At 48.5% G+C, this 21,480-nt stretch carries 15 protein-coding genes and 2 pseudogenes; 1 reads left to right on the top strand and 16 read right to left on the bottom strand.

Annotation, left to right across the window (positions count from 1 at the left end; all coding sequences use genetic code 11):
- Positions 1–54: 54 nt before the first annotated feature.
- From QM717_RS15660 to QM717_RS15735, 16 genes and pseudogenes are all read right to left on the bottom strand, one after another.
- Complete coding sequence (locus tag QM717_RS15660; protein ID WP_415038841.1) at positions 55–2,337, bottom strand: acyl-CoA dehydrogenase; 2,283 nt, start codon at positions 2,335–2,337, stop codon at positions 55–57.
- A 57-nt stretch (positions 2,338–2,394) separates the two neighbouring features.
- Complete coding sequence (locus QM717_RS15665) at positions 2,395–2,871, bottom strand: nuclear transport factor 2 family protein (RefSeq protein WP_415038842.1); 477 nt, start codon at positions 2,869–2,871, stop codon at positions 2,395–2,397.
- Complete coding sequence (locus tag QM717_RS15670) at positions 2,868–3,404, bottom strand: hypothetical protein (protein WP_415038844.1); 537 nt, start codon at positions 3,402–3,404, stop codon at positions 2,868–2,870. Before QM717_RS15670 ends, QM717_RS15665 begins: the two co-directional genes overlap by 4 nt.
- An 18-nt stretch (positions 3,405–3,422) precedes the next feature.
- Complete coding sequence (locus QM717_RS15675) at positions 3,423–3,887, bottom strand: hypothetical protein (protein WP_415038846.1); 465 nt, start codon at positions 3,885–3,887, stop codon at positions 3,423–3,425.
- Between the two features lie 2 nt (positions 3,888–3,889).
- Complete coding sequence (locus QM717_RS15680; protein WP_415038848.1) at positions 3,890–4,273, bottom strand: peptidoglycan DD-metalloendopeptidase family protein; 384 nt, start codon at positions 4,271–4,273, stop codon at positions 3,890–3,892.
- A complete protein-coding gene (locus QM717_RS15685) occupies positions 4,218–4,559 on the bottom strand; it encodes a hypothetical protein (protein ID WP_415038850.1) in 342 nt (113 codons plus the stop codon). The genes QM717_RS15680 and QM717_RS15685 overlap by 56 nt, the downstream gene beginning before the upstream one ends.
- 79 nt (positions 4,560–4,638) lie before the next feature.
- Positions 4,639–4,917 carry a hypothetical protein gene (locus tag QM717_RS15690; protein ID WP_415038851.1) on the bottom strand — a complete coding sequence of 93 codons (279 nt, stop codon included), beginning with the start codon at positions 4,915–4,917 and terminating at the stop codon, positions 4,639–4,641.
- A gap of 142 nt (positions 4,918–5,059) precedes the next feature.
- Positions 5,060–7,468, bottom strand: a pseudogene (locus QM717_RS15695) (thiamine pyrophosphate-dependent enzyme).
- A 181-nt stretch (positions 7,469–7,649) separates the two neighbouring features.
- Positions 7,650–10,466, bottom strand: a complete 2,817-nt coding sequence (locus tag QM717_RS15700) for an aminopeptidase (protein ID WP_415038853.1) — start codon at positions 10,464–10,466, stop codon at positions 7,650–7,652.
- Between the two features lie 104 nt (positions 10,467–10,570).
- Entirely contained in the window at positions 10,571–11,299 is a 729-nt protein-coding gene (locus QM717_RS15705) for a TIGR00730 family Rossman fold protein (RefSeq protein ID WP_415038855.1), read from the bottom strand.
- Positions 11,300–11,445: 146 nt separating this feature from the next.
- Positions 11,446–14,274, bottom strand: a complete 2,829-nt coding sequence (gene uvrA / locus QM717_RS15710) for an excinuclease ABC subunit UvrA (protein ID WP_415038857.1) — start codon at positions 14,272–14,274, stop codon at positions 11,446–11,448.
- Between the two features lie 98 nt (positions 14,275–14,372).
- The gene (locus QM717_RS15715) at positions 14,373–14,933 is read right to left on the bottom strand and encodes a hypothetical protein (protein ID WP_415038859.1); all 561 of its coding nucleotides are present in this window, start codon (positions 14,931–14,933) and stop codon (positions 14,373–14,375) included.
- A 17-nt stretch (positions 14,934–14,950) separates the two neighbouring features.
- The gene (locus QM717_RS15720; RefSeq protein WP_415038861.1) at positions 14,951–16,732 is read right to left on the bottom strand and encodes a chloride channel protein; all 1,782 of its coding nucleotides are present in this window, start codon (positions 16,730–16,732) and stop codon (positions 14,951–14,953) included.
- Between the two features lie 56 nt (positions 16,733–16,788).
- Complete coding sequence (gene ggt / locus QM717_RS15725) at positions 16,789–18,456, bottom strand: gamma-glutamyltransferase (protein ID WP_415040150.1); 1,668 nt, start codon at positions 18,454–18,456, stop codon at positions 16,789–16,791.
- 51 nt (positions 18,457–18,507) lie between these two features.
- Positions 18,508–19,038 (bottom strand): annotated as a pseudogene (locus QM717_RS15730) (ACP phosphodiesterase); the annotation flags it as partial.
- 120 nt (positions 19,039–19,158) lie between these two features.
- Positions 19,159–19,731 (bottom strand): outer membrane beta-barrel protein, encoded by a 573-nt coding sequence (locus tag QM717_RS15735; protein WP_415038863.1) that lies wholly within the window; start codon positions 19,729–19,731, stop codon positions 19,159–19,161.
- Positions 19,732–20,078: 347 nt separating this feature from the next.
- Between QM717_RS15735 and glmM the strand changes: the two genes are divergently transcribed.
- On the top strand, positions 20,079–21,467 hold the full coding sequence (glmM, locus tag QM717_RS15740; protein ID WP_415038865.1) for a phosphoglucosamine mutase: 1,389 nt from the start codon (positions 20,079–20,081) through the stop codon (positions 21,465–21,467).
- The last annotated feature ends 13 nt before the right edge of the window (positions 21,468–21,480 follow it).

The following is a 21,480-nucleotide window of genomic DNA, read 5'->3' on the forward strand; positions in this document are numbered from 1 at the left end:
CGTTTAACTGTTTAATCGATTGATCGAAACACCATCAAGATGCCGTTGCGTCTATCAGTCTCCAAACGATTTGTTTTCATCAAACGCAATCGGCGCAGCCAAACAACGCTCCGGAATTGCAAACGCTTCGACCAACGGCACCGCGTGCGGACGGATTTCCCAACACAATTGGCCCACCATTTTTCGGATCGCTTTGGTTTTGGCCGCCTCCATATAATTTTCTTCCAGGTACCAGCCGTTGTGTTTTTCGAGTAGCGAAAGTGCAAATAGCTGGCACAATTTTTCCAAAACGGCTTTTAGCTTTTTGTCTTTTGTTTGGCTGATTTGATGTTGGAATTGCTCCAAGACAACACGCTCCAAATAGGCTTCGGCTACGGCAATCATTTGGTGTTGCGCGACATTGAAGGCGTCATAGGCATCCATGCCGTCATCGATCAAGCGTTTGAGCCGTTTCGCTGCCGATTCCAAAATCACCTTTTCACGGTATTCGAAAGCTTGCCTGTGGAAAGCGAAATCGATCAAATGCGCTTCATCGGTGTTGCGTTTGGCGATCGGATTCCTTTCGGAGATGGCAATTTTGGCCTTGTCGATCACAAAGCTGACCATTTGGGCTGCATCCATTTGGGCAAATTCTTTTCTAAACTCGGCAAGCCTGCTTTTGGCGACCAATTGCATCAGGACGGTATTGTCGCCTTCGAATGTCGTGTAGATTTCGGTGTCGTTTTTAAGCGAACCGATCCGGTTTTCGGACAAATATCCTTTACCACCGCAGGCTTCGCGGCATTCCTGTAAAGTGTTGCGCGTACTCCAGGTCGCATAAGCTTTCATGCCGGCGGCGAGCGCTTCGATTTCCTGCATCTCGGTTTCCTTGCGGCCAATGTAACGTTGGGTCAGGTATTGCAGTCCGAAATGCAAGGCATAGGCATTCGCCAGTCGAGGAAGCAATCGCCTCTGGTGGATGCGGTAATTGAGGATCGGGACTTCTGAACCGCCATCGGGCCCGAATTGTCTCCTGCGGTCGCCGTACCGTATCGCGATGGTCAGCCCAGATTTGGCTGCCGCCAATGCCGAACGCGGAATCCCGATTCGGCCACCGACCAAGGTACCGAGCATCGTGAAAAACCGCCGGTTGTCACTCGGGATCGGGCTTTCAAATTCGCCTTTGTCGTTGATCGAAGCAAAACGGTCGAGCATGTTTTCTTTGGGAATAACCACTTTGCTGAAGCGGATCGTGCCATTATCGACGCCATTCAATCCCATTTTTGGCCCGCAATCGCCAATGGTAATGCCTTTGAGGACAACGCCATTTTCATCGCGCAATGGAACGATAAAAGCGCCAACGCCATAACTTTTTCCGTCGATAATCAATTGGGCAAAAACCGTAGCCATTTTGCCGTGTTTTGCTGCATTGCCGATGTATTCCTTCTGGGCATTCGGATTGGGCGTATGGATGACGAAGACTTGTTTCTGGTGGTTGTAAGTCGCCGTGGTTTCCAAGCCCTTGACGTTTGAACCATGATGGGTTTCGGTCATCGCGAAACAACCCGGGAGTCGGAGCGAGCCGATAGCAGCCAAGTATTTCTTGTGGTGTTTTTCCGTGCCGAGCAATTGTACGCTCATGCCCCAAAGCCCGAACTGGACACCAAATTTGATGACCAGGCTCAAATCGTGGTAGCTCAGCGTTTCCATAATGGCAAAATAATCGGCGATGTTGCCTCCGCCACCATATTTCGTTGGGTAGGCCATGCTTCCCAGTTTTTCCTTGGCCAGGATTTTACACCATTGGAAAACTTTCTCGCGATAGGCGTCCGTGTCGTTTTCTGCGACGTACTTGAAAGCTGGACGTTGCAGCAATTGCTTGACTCGGTTGATGATCGGCGCTTGTTTGCCATCGAGTAAGGCGGTCATTTTTGTTACGTCGAATTGATGGACGGTATGGTGGTTTTGGGTCAGGGTATTTTCTGGCGATTTGAAGGTGCGCAACGCTTCCTCGCCCAGAATCCCGAGCGCATTCTCGAGTTGCAGGAATTCGTTTTTTTGCTTCTTGACATCGGCGTTGTTTTGCGACAGTTCGAGTGCAAGACCAAATAGACTGCGGATTTTCGGTTTTGTTTCTAGCACAGCATGGACGATCGATTTCCATTCGGCCAAGGTTTGGCGCGATGGAGGGGAAGTTGGTGCAATCATCCCGAGCAACATTTTTTGCTGGGATTGTGAAAGCCATTCGCGGCTGCTGATGAATTGTTGCAGGACGTTGAGTTCGTTCTGGCTCAGCAGATCGTCGGACCAGACCAGCCATAAATAGGGCAGGAAGATGCTTTGTTTTGGGTTTTCCATACATTTTGCATTTGCTTAAAATTACGCAATTGCCCGCCAAAGCTTTTAAAATGTATGTTAATTTCGAGGCTTGTTTTGGTAGGCGCGCAAGGATTGGATGGCTTGTTGCCGGATTTTTTGCTGCATGAAATTCGTCCATCCCAACACCAAGCCCGTAAAACCCAATGCCTGGCTGCTCCATTTCCACAAATCGAAGCGGTCGGTGTGCTTGATGATCAGCCCGTCCTTGAATTCGAATTGGGCTTGAATTTTATTGACCACTTTTCGGTTGGTCTTGCTGAAAATATAGGTCGCGACCCATTGGGCTGAACCTGAAGTTTCATCGGCGCTGACATTTGAAAACTCGATCTGCAATTGGCCTTTGCTGCGTTCGATGAGCATGTGCCACATGTCACCTGCATCTTTCCCGTGCAAAGTCCCGAAGGCAGGATCGTGAAAAACCACGTCGGGATGGTAGCAGCTCACCATCGTATCGGCATGGTGGCTGGCAAATCCGGCGTAAAATTCTTCGATGATCTGTTGGTTCGGATTCATGGTTTATGGTATAGGGCGGTGATTTGTGTTGCGGTCGGGTAGGTTTCGGGTTTGTTTTCCCCCACACTAAAATACGACTTTTTATTCACTGCGGTGAAGGTTCCGGTTTGACTGCTGAATTTGGTTGGATTGCCGCGGATGCTGAAACGGATCGAGCCGATATTGGTCGTTTTGAGTTTGTTCATTTCTACCGTTGAAAACGTATACCAGACTGTACTGACATTGTCTTTATTGGTTCGCATGCGTTTGTCGGTACATACGATTATCGTATTGTCTTCAAGATAAACATAGGCGACACCGCCAATGAAAAAGCTTGGGTCGGTGGTTTGTACGGCAATTTTGAGCACGCCGCCTTTTCCGTCTTTGGCGATTTGAACTTTGGCCGTTCCCGTGAGCGCGTAATTTTCACAAAGGAAATCCCAGGTTTCAGTGGCGGGAATCGGCGCCCCGTCCTTGGTGGTCATCATTTCCTGCGAAAATAGCGGGGTTGCCAGCAGGAAAATGATACAAACGAACAATGGTTTGATGGTCATGGAATGTTTTTTACAAATTTAGAATTTATCCACCCAATCGAGTGATTTAATCGCCGAAACTTTGTTTTCCTCATTCATGGTCACACGCAGTTCCTTGTTGGCGATTTTCTTTTCATACAACGCCTTGTAGCGGTAAATGTTGGTCTTGTCGGTTTTGTTGTGGATGACTTCCACGAGTTGGATGTCACGGAAATCGCCATACTTGAGCCGGAATTTGAGACAGGTTTTGGTCAACCGTTCCTGGGTCGTATTCTTGATGACGGTCGGTGTGGCCTCTGAAGCACTGAACGGTTTGAACTTGGAGGTGTTGCAGGTCATCAAAATGCGTTTGCCTGCGTCGTAGGCTTTGTCTTTTTGGACTTCGTTGATTTTTTCCTTTTCGACGACTTCGATTTTTTTCGGGGCCGGTTTGGCTGCGGTTTTCTTGGATTTGCAACCGACGAGGAGCAACAGGCTGCACATCAGGATCAATATCGTTCTCATTTTTATTTATTTAATTTCAACAATAAATCGGGATCGGGACAATTCTCGAGATAGAATGCCACATCCTTTTCGCTGCAAACGCCCGGATAATCGCCAAACCAATCCTCAATGTCCTTGATGATCTGGAAATGCAGGTGTGGCGCGTAATCGCCGTTAACCGAGGCATCGCCCAGGGTCGCGAGTTGTTGGCCTTTGCGGTACACATCGCCGATTTCGATTTCCTCAATGCTTTCGAGCGACAAATGTCCGTAAAGCGTGTAGAATTGCTGGGCTTCAACCGTGTGTTCCAAAATAATCGTCGGGCCATAATCCCCAACACCGGCGTTGTAATCAAAACTGTGGACGGTTCCTTTCGAGCGCCGCCAGCACAGGTGTCCCGGCTTCAAGCCATAAATCAAGCCCGATGTGAATGTTGCGTTCGTCGCTTTCGCCGTCGTTGAAAATATCGCTGCGTTGGTACAATTTGCGTTTTTCATGGTAACCGCCGAACGCAAAATCGGCTTTGTTTTGCGTCAGGTAATTTTCGATGAAACCTTCGAAATCGGCCGTGTCGGTCAGGCTTACTTGGTCGAGCAGCGGGCTCGAATCTGATAAATCTATTGGGAAACCGCTGGTTTCTTTGATGACCTTGGCATCGGTTATCGAGGCAAGCAACATTTCGAATTTGTTCATGTAGGAAGTATTAACTTTTAAATTTAAATAAAAATCCAACACTGGCGCCGGGTGCATTTTACTTTATCAAAACTTTAAGTTATTGGGGCGATCGCGCATCTACGGTGATTTTTCCATCTTCGACCTTGACCCCGGTTTTTTTGTCGCCGTTTTTGTTTTGGACCTTTACGCCATCGGGGCCGATCTGTACCGAGGTGCCTTCTTTTTGCTGTGGCACTTCTGGTTCAGGCGTCTCGGGCAGGGCGGGCGCAGGCGTGGATGGAACCGCTGCCGGCTCTGCAGGTGCCGACGGGACTTCGTTTTTGCAGGCAGTCAATAAAGCGACCGATATTATTCCTGCGAGCAGTATTTTTTTCATGTTGTGTTTTTATTGTGTTCGGGATAAAATTAAAATATCCTTACCGGTTCACTTTTACAAGATACGCGGTTAATCTTTTAAGATTTGAGAACTAAAAAAGCCGACATTTTTGGTGTCGGCTTTTGGATTGTATGAACTGGAATCAAATCAATGTCGGATATTTTCCTGGGTCGACATCGTTCATCATCGCATAGACTTTTTCGTAAATGTCCTCGGCAGATGGTTTGGAGAAATAATCGCCATCGGTGCCATAAGCCGGACGGTGTGCCTTTGCCGTGAGCGTTTGCGGTTTGCTGTCGAGGTAGTTGTAACCGCCCTGTTCGTCGATGACCTGTTGCAGAATGAACGCCGAGGCACCACCCGGAACGTCCTCGTCGATCACCAGCAGACGATTCGTTTTCATGACGCTCTTGACAATGTCGTGGTTGACATCGAAAGGCAACAACGATTGTACGTCGATGATTTCACAATCGATCCCGATTTCGAGCAATTCTTTGGCCGCTTGTTCCACCAAGCGCAAAGTCGAACCATAGGAAACCAGCGTAATGTCGCTTCCTTGTTTGAGGGTTTCCACCACACCGATCGGCGTCTTGAATTCACCCAAATTCGTTGGCATTTTTTCCTTGAGGCGGTAGCCGTTCAGGCATTCGACGACCAAAGCCGGTTCGTCGGTTTGCAACAGCGTATTGTAAAAACCTGCCGCCTTTGTCATGTTTCTCGGCACCAAAACGTGGATGCCGCGTACCGCATTGATGATCATACCCATCGGCGAGCCCGAATGCCAGATGCCTTCGAAGACGGTGTCCGCGTGTTCGGATGATGAGCGGTGCCTTTTGTTTGCCCTGGGTACGGTATTGCAAAGTCGCGAGATCGTCGCTCATGATCTGGATCGCGTACAACAAATAATCAAGGTATTGGATTTCGGCAATCGGGCGCAGGCCACGCATGGCCAAACCGATGCCTTGTCCGAGAATCGTCGCTTCGCGGATGCCCACGTCGGCCACGCGCAATTCGCCATATTTCTCCTGCATGCCTTCAAGACCTTGGTTCACGTCGCCGATGTTTCCGGCATCTTCGCCAAAAACCATCGTGTTGGGGTATTTCGTGAAAATCGCATCGAAATTGTCGCGGATCACCAGGCGTGCATCGACTTCTTCTGCATTGTCGTTGTAAGTCGGCAATACTTCCGAAACCGAAAACACATTTTCTTTGGATTCCGAGAATAAGTTCGAGCTGAATTTGGGTTGGATTTTTTCGGTATAATTCGCAATCCACGAAGCCAGTTCGGCACGTCCGTTTTCCTTGACAATCATGCGCAACACCTTACGTGCAATGGTCAACAAATCCTTGCGGATCGGTTCCTTGATATCGGCTAAATCATTGATGTATTTTTGGATGAACACTTTATTGATGCTCGAAAGAAGCGATGTTTTCGAGCAAAGCAACCAATTCGGCTTTTTCATTCTTGATCGGTTCGGTAAAGGCGGTCCAGGCGGCTTTCTTGCCTTCGAGTACGTCTTTCTTGGCCTGCGCATCGATCGCATCCATTTCGGCTTCGGTCGCGATGCTGTAGGTTATCATCCATTCCCGCATCTGTTTGATGCAATCGAAATCGCTTTCCCATTGCAGACGGTCGGCATTTTTGTAACGCTCGTGCGAACCTGATGTCGAGTGGCCCTGTGGCTGCGTCAATTCGATCACGTGGATCAAAACCGGTACGTGTTCCTCGCGTGCAATTTGCGAAGCGCGTTCGTACACCGAAACCAGTTCGGCATAATCCCATCCTTTGACACGGATGATTTCGTATCCTTTGTTATTCTCGTCTCGCTGGAAACCATTGAGGATTTCAGAAATATTTTCTTTGGTCGTTTGGTGTTTGGCGTGAACCGAAATTCCGTATTCGTCATCCCAGACACTCATCACCATTGGGATCTGCAAGACCCCGGCGGCGTTGATGGCTTCAAAAAACAAACCTTCGGACGTACTGGCGTTGCCGATCGTTCCCCAGGCGACTTCATTTCCATTGACCGAAAAATTCGTCGTGTCGATTCCGGCCACGTTGCGGAAAATCTTCGAAAGCCTGGGCCAATCCTACGAGTCGCGGCATTTGTCCGGCGGTCGGTGAAATATCGGCGCTTGAATTTTTCTGTTGGGTCAAATCTTTCCACGAACCATCGGTGTTCAAACTGTGGGTTGAAAAATGCCCGCCCATCTGGCGTCCGGCACTCATCGGATCGTGGTTGATATCGGTATGGCCGTACAATCCGGCGAAGAATTGCTCAATCGTCAATTCGCCGATGGCCATCATAAAAGTCTGGTCCCTGTAATACCCCGAACGGAAATCGCCATTGCGGAAAGCCTTGGCCATGGCAAGCTGCGGCACTTCCTTGCCGTCGCCGAAGATGCCAAATTTGGCCTTTCCCGTCAAAACTTCCCGTCGGCCCAGCAAACTGCATTCGCGGCTGACGATTGCAATTTTGTAGTCGTTGAGGACTTCTTTCTTGAAATCTTCAAAAGTAAGTGAGGCCGTATTGGTTTCTGTTTGTGTCATAAAAGGTGGTATTTTTTCTTACTTAGGAACACAAATTTAGGTAAAAAGAGTATTGATTTTTACAGCCTCCGAAAAATAAATCGCAAATTGAAAATCCATTTCGGCGGTATTTGCTGAGTTATTTTCAATGAAATAAGTCAAATGTAAAATTATTGCTAAGGATTCGCTTTTTTCTTTGCGATTAAAACCATTTTCTTGTAAAAAGGTTGATAAGCGTTTTTGGGCTAAAAGTCGCTATAAAGCGAATTTTCTCGTTGTAATGCGATTGTGCGATTTCCCAGCCGTTGTTCGAGTAAACCGGGAAATACAATTCAAAATAATCGGTCACCAGATTGAGCCGGATGCCGCTGTCGTACAGGAATTTCTCGCTGTTGTGGTGGTTCTTGACAAAACCCGCATCGCCGTAGGCTTCGATCCAGTTCCAGATGCTGAAACTCACGTTGGTCGTGGCCATCCACTGGTTGGCACGTTTCGGGGCGAGTTTCGATTTGAACGCGCCTTCGGCCAGGATGATCTGTTGGCTCAGCAGACCGGTTTCTTCCGAACGCCCGAAGAAATTGTAGTCGAACAAATAATCGTTCGGGTTCGACAAGCCAAAATCGAAATAATCGCTGTCGGTATTGTTGTGCACAAACGTTCCGGCAAAGAAACGGATGTTGAACTGTCGGTTGTTGTCGAACAACTTGCGGTACTGCAATTCGCCCGAAAGTTTAGAGAATTCGCTAGACACCTGTACATCGGTGTTGTAATTGAAATGGTTGTTGATTTCGGTTCGCGAATTCGAATAACGCGCATTCAGCACCGCATAATTTTCGCTGCTGTCGATCACGATTTCCGAATGGTCCTTGCGCACGATGCTGTAACGCAAATTGATGCCTTGTTTTTTATTGTCGCGGAAATCTTTCTCGCGGATCAGGAAATTGACCGAAGGGCTCAACTTCAAATAAGCCGCATCAGGTGCGTAATGGTAATAGGAGCCGCTCATTCCATAACGGATGTTGAACAGTCGGCTGTCGCGGCGGTACTGGTTGATCGAAAAACCCGCGCTGCCGCTCAGCGATTGCGTCTTGGTCGAATACACCGGATTCAAATCGAAGATAAACGGTTTGTCGAGCATCGTCTTGTTGCTGAACTTGATGCCGGGCGAGAGTCCGTCGTAGTAATTATAGGTCAGCGTCGGGACGTAAATGATCTGGTTGTAATGCGGATTTTCGAGGTCTTTCAAAAAGGCAAATTTGTACGGACGGTCGTTGCCGAAAAAGACCTTGAGCGAACGCCAATTGTTGCGCAGGTTGAATTCGGGAACTTCATTGTTGTAGTTCAGTACAATCTTGTCGGCGTTGTTGCGCTTGACGGTGAAGGTACTGTCGGTTTGGATGTTTTCGAACCATTCTTTGAACACAATCTTTTTGTCCTTGATGCCATAAACAGGAATAGGAACGGTTGTTCCCGTGCGGTTCTTGATGTTCATCGTGATCGAATCAGCGGTTTTCGTCACCTCGCCAAATTTGTAATCGATGATGTCACGCGATTCGATCACCGTCCTGAAAAACCATTCGACTTTTTTATTGGTCATCGCTTCGATTTGGTTTTCAAAGTGATAACGGTCGGTGGTTTGGCCGATATTGTCACGGTAAAACAACTTGATGCTGCGCGGCACGATCGAATCGCTGAGGAAATTGTCCAAATATTTCAAACTCAAACCCGCGCGGTATTTCGACGCAATCTTTTCGTTGAAACGGATCAGCGTTTCCTTTGAATCACCGAGCGGCTGGTCCAAATTCTTGCGCGCCATGAGCATGTAATAATAGCTGTATTGCTCATTGAATTGCAGGTTGATGATGTAATAGCTCCGGAGCAGTTTCCACTTCGACAAACTGCCCATCATCTTGCTTTCAGGACGGTATTCGTCGATGTATTTCATCATCACATACATCTGGATCGCATCGTACACCCAGTTGTCCTTACGGCCGTCGAGGTGAAGGCTGTTCTTGAGAAAATTGTTCGTGTAGGTCTTGAGGAACTTGAGTTCGTACAGAAAATCGTTCGGGAACGGACTCAGGAAAGACGGCAACTGGTTCAAACCGTAAAACGGGTTGCGCTCATAATCGACCTGCGAAACCGTCATTTTTTCGAACGGATAATCGCCGATGTTTTCGCCTACGAAATTCACGACGCGGTCAATGATGATTGCTTTTTGGATGCCATCGAGTTTGGTGTCTTTAAGATCGGTCAGCACATCGACACGCGCATTCTTGAAACTGTAGAAATCCGATCGTTGGTTGACATACAGGCTGAAATCATTCCGGTTTTGTCCCGAGAAGGAATACGAGATTCCTTCGGCGGTTTGGTTCTTACCGACTTCATCGAGATCAGAAGTGACTTCAATCGTTCCGCGCACATGGACTTCCAAATCATAATCACAAAGCCCATTGACGATATCGTCAAGATTCGCATTGCTGTTGCGTACGAAATGGTCTTCGGAGAATCGGGCAGGAGCGAGGAACCAATTCTTGAGCGTGAGGTTGTTGTTGCTGTCGTAACCGTATTTGGTGAATTGGTCCGATGGCAGTTTGACGACATAGTTCAGGTTCAAAACGATTTGCTGCTGCGGTGCCAACGGTTGATTCAAAGTGACTTCCACCAAATCCAATTTCGGACGCGTCCAATTCAAGGCCGAATTCTGCGCATCGGTAACGACAACCGAATTCGTATTGCCGCGTTCCTTCGCCTTGGCCAAATGGAAACTGCGCACAAATTCATCCGAAAAACGTTCGCCCAACAATGAATTCCGGTCCGAATACGCATTGTTCCAATCGTTGAGTACGATTGTGTTTAGAGTTTTGGCAGATTTGTTTACATAAGTCAATTGCTGTGAAACAGTCAAGGTATGTGACTCGGTATCAACCGAAACGACCAACTTCGACCGGTGCTGCGCGTGCAACCCCAACGTCAAAAGCAAAACGAGACCAACAGCAATTTTATTAATAAACTTCAACGATTCTTTTTCTTAGCACAAACATAACGGCGAAGCGCGGTTTGTAGTATTTTCCAGCAATATATTAACTTTTGGTGTATAAAAAAAGCTGTACTGGACAGCTTTTAGAAATTCGGACTCAAATCGTACTTTTTATAGAACTTGTCAAGGACTTCGACGACTTCGTCTTCGGTATCCACGATTTTGATCAGGTTCATGTCTTCGGGCGACACGTTGGCGTATTTTTCCACAAGTATCGTCTTGACCCATTCGATCAGCCCGCTCCAGAACTCGGTGCCGACTAGAATGATCGGAAATTTTGCGATTTTTTTGGTCTGGATCAGCGTGATTGCCTCGAACATTTCATCCAAGGTGCCGAAACCGCCCGGCATCACGACAAACCCCTGCGAATACTTGACGAACATGACCTTGCGTACAAAGAAATAGTCGAAATTCAAGTTCTTGTCGCGGTCGATGTACGGGTTGAAATGCTGCTCAAACGGCAATTCGATGTTCAATCCCACCGAAGTCCCGCCGCCCAGGTGCGCGCCTTTGTTACCGGCCTCCATGATTCCAGGTCCGCCGCCCGTGATGACGCCATAACCGGCTTTCGAAATCTTGAACGCGATTTTCTCGGCCAATTGGTAGAAATGGTTGTCGGGTTTGGTGCGCGCCGATCCGAAAATCGAAACACAGGGCCCGATGCGCCCCATCGTCTCATAGCCGTTCACAAATTCGCTCATGATCTTGAAAATCGCCCAGCTATCGTTGGCGCGGATCTCATTCCACGATTTTTGTTTGAGTTTGTCCTGGATGACTTTGTCTTCGTCGTTGTCGAAATCTTCTAATCTCATATTTTTTATTTTGTTAATTAGAAAATTAGTGAATTAGGAAATTAGATAATTGTTCAGATTGTCTAATTGGCTCATTTTCTAATTGACTAATTTTAAAAAGCGCGCTAAAGTACACGGTTTATCCGAATTAGCAAAACTTTTTCAGATTACAGTTCTTTCTTGAGAAACTCCGCCGTATAACTTTTCTTATTCTTCGCCACTTCCTCCGGTGTTCCCACTGCCACAACCGTTCCACCGCCTTTGCCGCCTTCGGGCCCGATATCGATGATGTAATCGGCGAGCTTGATCACGTCCATATTGTGCTCGATGATCAGGATCGTATTGCCTTTGTCGACAAGTTTGTTGATGACTTCCATCAGTACGCGGATGTCCTCGAAATGCAAGCCCGTCGTGGGTTCATCCATGATGTAGAACGTATTTCCGGTGTCTTTTTTCGACAATTCGGTCGCGAGTTTGATGCGTTGCGCCTCACCGCCTGAAAGTGTCGTACTTTGCTGGCCTAGCGTAATATAGCCCAAGCCTACATCCTGAATCGTCTTGATTTTTCTATAGATTTTCGGAATGTTTTCAAAAAACGGAACGGCTTCATCCACCGTCATGTCCAAAATATCCGAAATCGATTTGCCTTTGTAGCGGATTTCCAAGGTCTCGCGGTTGAAGCGCTTGCCTTGGCAGGTTTCGCATTCCACATACACATCGGGCAAGAAGTTCATCTCGATCGTCCGAACCCCCGAGCCTTCGCAGGTTTCGCAACGTCCGCCCTTGACGTTAAAGCTGAAACGCCCGGCTTTGTAGCCGCGGATCATCGCCTCGGAAGTCATCGTGAATAAATTCCGGATTTCCGAAAATACTTCGGTATAAGTAGCAGGATTCGAACGCGGCGTACGTCCAATCGGACTTTGGTCGATGTCGATGACCTTGTCGATGTGTTCCAAACCTTCGATTTTCTTATACGGTTTCGGTTTCTTGACCGCATTGAAAAAATGCGCGTTCAAAATAGGGTAGAGCGTCTCGTTGATCAACGTCGATTTACCGCTGCCCGAAACACCCGTCACACAAACGAGTTGTCCGAGCGGGATCTCTATCGAAACGTTTTTGAGGTTGTTGCCGCTCGCGCCGGCCAATTTCAATGATTTCCCCGAACCTTTGCGGCGTTTCTTCGGAACCTCGATTTGCTTTTCGCCATTGAGGTATTGCGCGGTCAGCGTATGGTGTTCCAAAGTTTCCTTCGGCGTGCCGATGCTGATGATTTCGCCTCCGTATTTTCCGGCCTTGGGCCCGATGTCAATGACGTAATCGGCGCGTTCGATCATGTCCTTGTCGTGCTCGACCACCAAAATCGAATTGCCGATGTCGCGCAATTGTTCCAGGGATTTGATCAATTTTTCATTGTCGCGCTGGTGCAAACCGATGCTCGGTTCGTCCAAAATATACAGCACGCCCACGAGTTGCGAACCAATCTGTGTCGCCAATCGGATGCGCTGTGCCTCACCGCCCGAAAGCGATTTGGAACTTCTCGCAAGCGCCAGATAATCCAAGCCTACGTTGACGAGAAAGTGCAGTCGGTCGCGGATTTCCTTGACGACTTCGGTGGCAATCAGTTTTTGTTTTTCGGACAAATGCTGGTCGAGCTGGTCGAACCATTTCGTCAAATCGGAAATGTCCATGTTCGACAAATCGGCGATGTTTTTCTCGTCGATCTTGAAATACATCGCTTCTTTTTTGAGGCGTGAGCCTTCACAGACCGGGCATTCCACCTCGTCCATGAATTCCTTTGCCCAACGCTTGATGCTCGTCGATTCGGTTTCCTCGAACTGGTTCTTGATGAAATGCGAGATGCCTTCGAACTCGATTTTGTATTCCTTGGTGACGCCCAGTGTTTTCGATTCTACCGAGAATTTGTCTTTGCCGCCATGCAAAATAACCTCCATCGCCTCGTCGGAAATTTTCTCGATCTGGTCGGTCAATTTGAAACCGAATTTCTCGCCAATGATTTCGAGTTGCTTGAAGATCCAGGTGTTCTTGTATTCGCCGAGCGGTGCAAAGCCACCCGATTTGATCGACAGTTTCGGGTTAGGGATGATCTTTTTGATATTGATTTCGTTGACCGTCCCGAGTCCGTTGCAGTTGTCGCAGGCGCCTTTGGGCGAGTTGAACGAAAACAAATTCGGTTCGGGGTTCTGGTATGAAATTCCGGTACTCGGGCACATCAGATTGCGGCTGAAAAAGCGTACTTCATTCGTATCGTTGTCCAAAACCATCAGGATGTCCTCGCCGTGGTACATTGCCGTGTTGATGCTTTCCGACAGTCGTTTGTCGTTGTCGGGCGTGTCTTCTACGAGCATACGGTCGATGACGATCTCGATGTCGTGTGTCTTGTACCGGTCGAGCTTCATGCCCGGCGTAATTTCCTTGAGTTCCTCGTCAACGCGGACGCGCAAAAATCCTTGCTTGGCGATGTGCTGGAACAATTCACCGTAATGTCCTTTTCGGGCACGGATGACAGGCGCCAAAATATTGATTTTTTTCCCGATGAAGTTTTGAATGATCAATTCCTTGATCTGTTCGTCGGAATAGCTGACCATTTTTTCACCCGTATTGTAGCTGTAGGCTTCACCCGCACGTGCAAAAAGCAAACGCAGGAAGTCGTAGATTTCGGTAATCGTGCCCACGGTCGAACGCGGCGATTTGCTCGTGGTTTTCTGTTCAATCGCTATCACGGGCGACAGTCCGTCGATCTTGTCCACATCGGGACGTTCGAGTCCGCCGAGGAATTGGCGCGCATAAGCCGAAAACGTCTCGATGTACCGGCGTTGGCCTTCGGCGTAAATCGTGTCGAACGCGAGTGAAGATTTTCCCGAACCCGAAAGTCCGGTAATGACGACGAGTTGTTCGCGTGGAATGGTGATGTCGATGTTTTTGAGGTTGTGGACGCGCGCGCCCAGGACTTCTATAGTATTCTCTGTTTCAGGCATATTTTTTCTTGACCCGTAAAAAAGTCGGGACACAAAGTTAACATTTTCCGCGCTTTTTTCAGCAGTCGAATTGGAAACGTTTTGTTAAAGATTGCGGTCTAAAAAGTATAGCCGATCCGGAACATGCCATCGAAAAAAGTCTCGGCGTGCTTGTACAGGTTGTCGTCGCCGAGGTAAAAAATCGGTCCGATGCCGATGCCGGTTTCGAGCGTAAAGTGTTTGCCGTATTGCCGGCGCAGGCTCCATTTGGGAAGGATGGCGATGTGGTTGGGTTTGGGAACAAAATCATCACCGGCCAATATAAAATGCGGGTTGTAATTGACCTTGACCGAAAACGCATTGCCGCTGTTGCCTTGGGTCTTTTTGCCCATTTTGAGGCGTTTGTCCAAATTGTAATACCATTTGGGTTCTACCGATACAACTGGGGCGAGCAGGGTTTCGGTTTCGTGGTCGTGGTAGGTCACGGTAAAAGTTTCGGCCCCGATTTCGGTGCGCAGCGCCCAATGGCTGGCCATTTTCATTTCGGCATGGGCCCAAAATCCGACCAACCCGACCTCGACGGCAAACAAGGCTTTTTCGACACTTGCCGTGGGTTGGGTTTGCTGGGCTTGGACTGAACATCCGCACAACAGTAGCAATAAGATCGCTTTCTTCAACATGCGCTGCTTTATTTGGTTTACTCGATGATCATCGATTTGAGTTTTTCGCGATACGCCTCGAGCGCGGCGGCTTTCGAAATGAATCCGTGGTACAGGCCATTCTTTAAGACCGGCAGGAACAAGACGTTGGTTTTTTCGAATTTGTTCATCACCGTTTCCATCGTATCGGTTGGGTAAACAATCGCTTTGGGCTGGGTCATGATTTCCTTGACGGGCGTATATTTCACCTTAAAGTTACTGAAAATAATTTCGCGGATGTCATTAAAATATACAATGCCGAGCAATTGGTTTTCCTTGTCGGTCACGCCAAAAATGACCTGGTTCGAATGCGAGATCAGATCGACCAATTTTTCGAGGTTTTCATCAGGGGTAATCGTATGCAGGTCGGTCTGGATGATTTTCTCGGTGTCGAGCGTCGAAAGGATGTTCGTGTCTTTGTTGCTTGTAAACGCATGTCCTTTTTTGGCGAGGTTTTTCACGTCGAGCGAATGTTTCTCGAAGCGCTTCGAAATCGCAAAACTGATCGAGGAAACCATCATCAGCGGAATCATCAAATCATAACCGCCCGTAATTTCTGCAATCAAGAAGATGGCCGTCAAGGGCGCATGGAACAAACCGCTCAGGATGCCTGCCATGCCGACCATCGTGAAGTTGCTCACGGGTAAATGAAATCCGGTCAGATTCAACACGCGCGAAAAAAAGAACCCCGCATACGAACCCAAAAACAACGAGGGAGCGAAGTTGCCGCCGTTTCCGCCGCTGCCCAAGGTGATTCCCGTGGCGAATGCTTTCATCAGCATCGTCAATCCAACGAACAAAAGCAACATCAGTTGGTTGTTGCGAAATTCACTGAACAGGGTGTTTTCGAGCAATTGCCCCGGGTCGCTTTCCGATAACGTACGGATGCTTTCGTATCCTTCGCCGAATAGTGTCGGGAACGCAAAAATGAGCAGCGACAAAATGCAGGCGCCAATCAAGGCTTTCTTGTACGGCCCGAATTTGAGCCTCGAGAAAAAATGTTCCGTACGCTGGAAATTGCGCGAATAATAAATCGAAATCAATCCCGTAAATACGCCGAGCAGCATATAAAATGGAATGTTGTGGTAATCGAAAGTCTGCTGTTGGTTGAACTTGAGCAAAATGCTTTCATCGAGGACGATTGCGGAAACCAGCGCACCGGTCGCAGCCGAAATCATGATTGGGGTAAAGGCCGAAATGCTCACATCGACCAGCAAGACTTCGATGGCAAACAGAACCCCGGCAATCGGTGCGTTGAACGCCGCGGCAATTCCGGCAGCGACACCACAGCCAATGAGCAATGTCCGTTCTTTTTGACCGAGCCGGTATTGCTGCGCGTAATTCGATCCGAAAGCCGCGCCCGTAATCACAATCGGGCTTTCGAGTCCGGCCGAACCGCCCAAACCGACGGTCAGGGAACTCGTCACAATCTGTGCGTACATTTGCTTTTTGGGAATGATGCCGGCTTTTTTGGCCACAGCAAACAGGATTTGCGAAGTGCCTTTTTCGATGGTGCCGCCGAGTAATTTCTTGACCACAAATACCGTGAGAAGAATGCCGACAATCGGCAGTACGCTGTTGATGAAGCTTAATTTGAGGATGCCGTTGATGTAAGTCGCAAACCGAAACACCGAGTGCGCAAACGTCTTGAGCACAATTACCGCAAAGGCCGCTGAAATCCCGACCAGGACCGCCGAAAGGAAAATGAACTGTTTGTTCGTGAGTTTGCGCTGTCCCCAAAGGAGCCATTTTTCAAACGTTCGAAGCAGTTTCTTAAACATGGTGCGGAATAGTTGTGGCAAAATTAAGACAAGATGCCTTTGTTGTCAAGTTAAATTTAAAACCCGGCCGCGCGGTCATCGCCACGTTGGTCGGCACCGCCTTCGAGCGTTCCGTCGGGCAACAGTAAAATGGCGTCGACCTTCCCGATTACAGGCGCGTGGCCTACATTGATCTTGTAGCCTTTTCGGCCTAGGGATTCGAGCAATATTTTATCAAAACCATTGGGCTCGAATCGGATTTCATCGGGCAGCCATTGGTGGTGGAAACGCGGCGCATTGACGGCCTGTTGCATGCCCATGCGGAATTCGGCCACATTCAAGATCGTCTGTAAGATGGAAGTGATGATTGTCGAACCGCCCGGCGAACCGAGCAGCATCAGCAAACGGCCATTGCGCTCGACGATTGTTGGGGTCATCGAGCTCAGCATGCGTTTGCGCGGCGCGATGCTGTTGGCTTCGGCCCCGACCAATCCGTAAAAGTTGGCCGAGCCGGGTTTGGCGCTGAAATCGTCCATTTCGTTGTTGAGAAAAAAACCGAGTTCCTCGCAAAGCAGTTTCGAGCCATAGGCGCCGTTGAGCGTCGTGGTCGTGGCGACCGCATTGCCTTTGGCGTCGACAATCGAAAAATGCGTCGTCTCGTCGCTTTCGGAAAATTGGACTTTGCCCTGCGATATTTCGGAAGAAGGCGTGGCTTTGGCAAAACTGAAACTTTCAATGCGTTTGTACAGGTAATCCATATCGAGCAATTGCGCAGTCGGAATCTTGACAAAATCGGGGTCGCCGAGGTAAAAATTGCGATCGGCAAACGAACGGCGTTCGGCCTCGGTCAAGACCTGGATGTATTTTTCTGAATTGTGTTTGAGCTGGAACACATCGAACGGTTCGATCATCTTGAAAATCTGCGCCAGGCAAAATCCGCCGCTGCTGGGCGGTGCCATCGAAATGATGTTCAGGTTTTTGTAGGTGAATTTGAGTGGATCGCGCCATTTGGCCTCGTAGGAAGACAGATCCTTCAAGGTAATGATGCCGCCTTTTTTCTGTAAAAAAGCGACCAGTTTTTTTGCGGTTTCACCTTTGTAGAATTCGTCGCGCCCATTCTTGAGGAGGCGTTTCAAGGTTTGGGCGAGCTGTGGATATTTGATGGTATCTCCGACTTTAAATGTCTTGTTGTAGAATACTTTATCGCCATTTATTTCGATGATTGCTTTTTTGCTTTCATCGATTTGGACGAGTTGTTTTGGGGTAACCACAACGCCTTTTTCTGCCAAGGCAATGACAGGCTGGAAGATTTTGTCGAGTGGAAACGAGCCGAATTTCTGGTGTACGGCGAAAATGCCCGCTACCGTTCCCGGAATCCCGACTGCCAGTCCCGAATCTGTACTCAAATCGGGGATGACATTGCCGTGGGCGTCGAGGAACATGTTCTTGCTTGCGGCCATCGGGGCGATTTCACGGAAATCAAGTGTACCCGTTTCGCCATTTCGCAGCCGATACACCATGAAACCGCCGCCGCCCAAGTTTCCGGCATACGGATAGGCTACGGCCAAAGCCAGTTGTGTCGCGATCATCGCATCGAAGGCATTGCCGCCCTGTCTCATGATTTCGGTACCAATCTGCGAAGCTTCTTCACGCGCCGAAACTACCATGGCTTTTTGCGCGATGAGTCCTTTTTGGGCGTGGGATAGGGTGGCGAAAAGTAGAAGCGAAAGGAAAATCCTTTTCATAATTCGGCCTTTTTTTGCTCGACGAAAACGCGCAGGTCTTCGAAAGAAAACCGTGAATTCATTTTCGAAATCCGCGTAGAATTCCTTGAGGTCGTCGATCGAGTGTTGCATTTTCGAATTGTTTTTGGTGCGCTGGTCCATCTGGAACAGGATGCGCGCGATGCCATCGATGAACTGATAGTTCCACAACCAGTTGAATTTGATCATATAGGGCATCATGCCGATGGTTTTTTCGGTCAGGAAATCCTGGTTGTCCATCAGCGATTGGTAGAAATTGAGTACGAAAGTTTCGAGCTTTTCATCGGAATATTTGACCCAATTCTTTGCGAGGAAATGGTCGTAAAACACATCGACGATCACGCCGGCATAATGGTGGTACTTGTCGTGCAGCCTTTTGGTGCTTTGGCGGAAAACGGGATGGGAATCGGTAAAAGTATCGATGGCGCGGTGCAGCAAGATGCCTTTCTGGATGTCGGCCGGCAGGTGTTCGTATTGTTTGCCGCGGATGCCGTCGGCCATGAAATTCCCGATTTTGATCAGGTCGTTGTCTCCGGAGAGGTAAATGTGGGCAAGGAAATTCATGGTGTTTCTGTTGATGTTTTAAAGATACGAAACTTCGCCTTCAAAAACGCAAGGCCCCAAAAAAGAAGTGGACCTGTTTCCAGAATCCACTTCGGCGTTGTAAAAAAATGTTTGTTGGTATTAAAACTTGTAGGTGAGACCGGTCCTGACGCCTATCCGGGGATCGGAACCGAATTTGATATTGGCGCCGTCAAAATCGCTGTTGGCGTTGAGCTCGACATTGACGCCTAAACCTTTATAGAAGAAATAGCGTGCGCCGAGTTGGCCGCCAGCCGTAAAAAAGTTGCTGCCGTCCTCGTAAATGCTAACCAAGGCGTTTCCTTGTTTGACTTCCTGACGCGTCAACCCGAAATTGAGTCCGGTGTAGAGGTCGAATTTATTTGTGTTTAACCCGATCAAGCGGCTCCAGTCGTGATTGAATTGGAGTTGGAAGCCGTAATTGGTCAGATCGGGCGTATAAAAATTATTGACGTCTTTCGATTCCCTGTAGCTGAAACTGATCCCTACCGAAGATTCGTTCTTGAATTGGTATTCGAAACCCAGAAATGCGCTCGATGAATATTCGTCGGTGAAATCGCTCGAAGCATTGATGTAGAATCTTTTGAAATCGGTTTTGGGTTCATTGCCCGATTCTTGGGCGTTGGATAAAAATGCGCACAGCAATAGTGCGGCGGAGAGCATAATTTTTTTCATGTTTGTCTGGTTTTAAATTGGTAGTCCGAAGAAAGTAAGAATTCGCTTAGCAAAATTTGAATTAACGCAGATTAACGAATTTTCACACAAATTAACACCGCGGATTCTTAAAACCTTAACAAAAGGAAACTCCCCGATGAAATTGATGCTATCGTCGAAAACTTTGAAACTTTGTGACTTTGAAATTTGCAACTCTTATATTTGCACTGTTTTGCGTGAAGGATTGAGGCAAGCACCGCGTGCAGCCGAAAGCCTGACGGCGCAAAGAATTTCAATTGGAAGAAAGAATTTGCAAGCGCCGGCACGCCAAAATCTAAAATCATAAATCATAAATCCAAAATATTCCCATGACATTAATCAAATCCATATCGGGCATCCGCGGAACCATAGGCGGAAAGACGGGCGACAACCTGACGCCGGTAGACGCCGTGAAATTCGCTTCGGCTTACGGCACCTGGCTCAAGAATTACAGCAACAAAGAAAAGTTAACCGTGGTGATCGGCCGCGACGCGCGCATTTCGGGTCCGATGATCCATAATTTGGTGGTCAACACCTTGATTGGCTTGGGCATCGATGTGATCGACCTCGGCTTGTCGACCACGCCGACGGTAGAAGTTGCCGTGCCGCTTGAAAAGGCCGATGGCGGCATCATCCTGACCGCGTCGCACAACCCCAAACAATGGAATGCGCTCAAGTTGCTCAACGAAAAGGGCGAATTCCTGAGCGGGGCCGAAGGGGCGAAAATCCTCGACATCGCCGAAAACGAAGCGTTTGATTTTTCGGATGTGGACAACCTTGGCACGATTACACCCAATGACGCTTACATGGACATCCACATCGATGAAGTTCTGGAATTGCCACTTGTGGATGTTGAAGCTGTTAAAGCCGCCAAATTTAAAGTGGTTGTCGATGGCGTGAATTCATCGGGCGGGATCATCATTCCCAAATTGCTCGAGCAAATGGGCGTGGAAGCGATCAAATTGTATTGCGAGCCGAACGGGCATTTCCCGCACAATCCGGAGCCTTTGAAGGAACATTTGGGCGACATCTGCAAAATGGTCGTGGACGAAAAAGCCGACCTCGGAATTGTCGTCGATCCCGATGTGGACCGTTTGGCGTTCATCAGCGAGGACGGTGAAATGTTCGGCGAAGAATATACTTTGGTGGCCGTGGCCGATTATGTGCTGTCAAAGACACCGGGCAATACGGTTTCGAACATGTCTTCGTCACGTGCCTTGCGTGATGTGACCAATAACCACAACGGAACCTACGAAGCCAGTGCGGTAGGCGAGGTGAACGTCGTGGAGCTCATGAAGAAAAACAAGGCTGTGATTGGCGGCGAGGGCAACGGCGGAATCATTTATCCGGACTTGCACTACGGTCGCGACAGTCTCGTGGGCGTGGCGTTGTTCCTGACACATCTGGCCAACAAGAAAATGAAGGTTTCCGAATTGCGCGCCTCGTATCCGGAATATTTCATGAGCAAGAACAAGATCGAGCTCACGCCGCAGATCGATGTGGACGGGATTTTGACCGCGATGGAAGCCAAATACAAACAGGAACAGATTTCGACCATCGACGGCGTCAAGATCGACTTTGCCGAAAACTGGGTACACCTTAGAAAATCGAATACCGAACCGATCATCCGCATCTACACCGAGGCCAAAACGCAGGCCGCCGCCGATGAACTCGCGATCCGGATCATGAACGAGATGAAGGCGATTGCAGGAATCTAAAAATATAAACCGG

Source organism: Flavobacterium sp., assembly GCF_047602195.1.
Lineage (GTDB): Bacteria > Bacteroidota > Bacteroidia > Flavobacteriales > Flavobacteriaceae > Flavobacterium.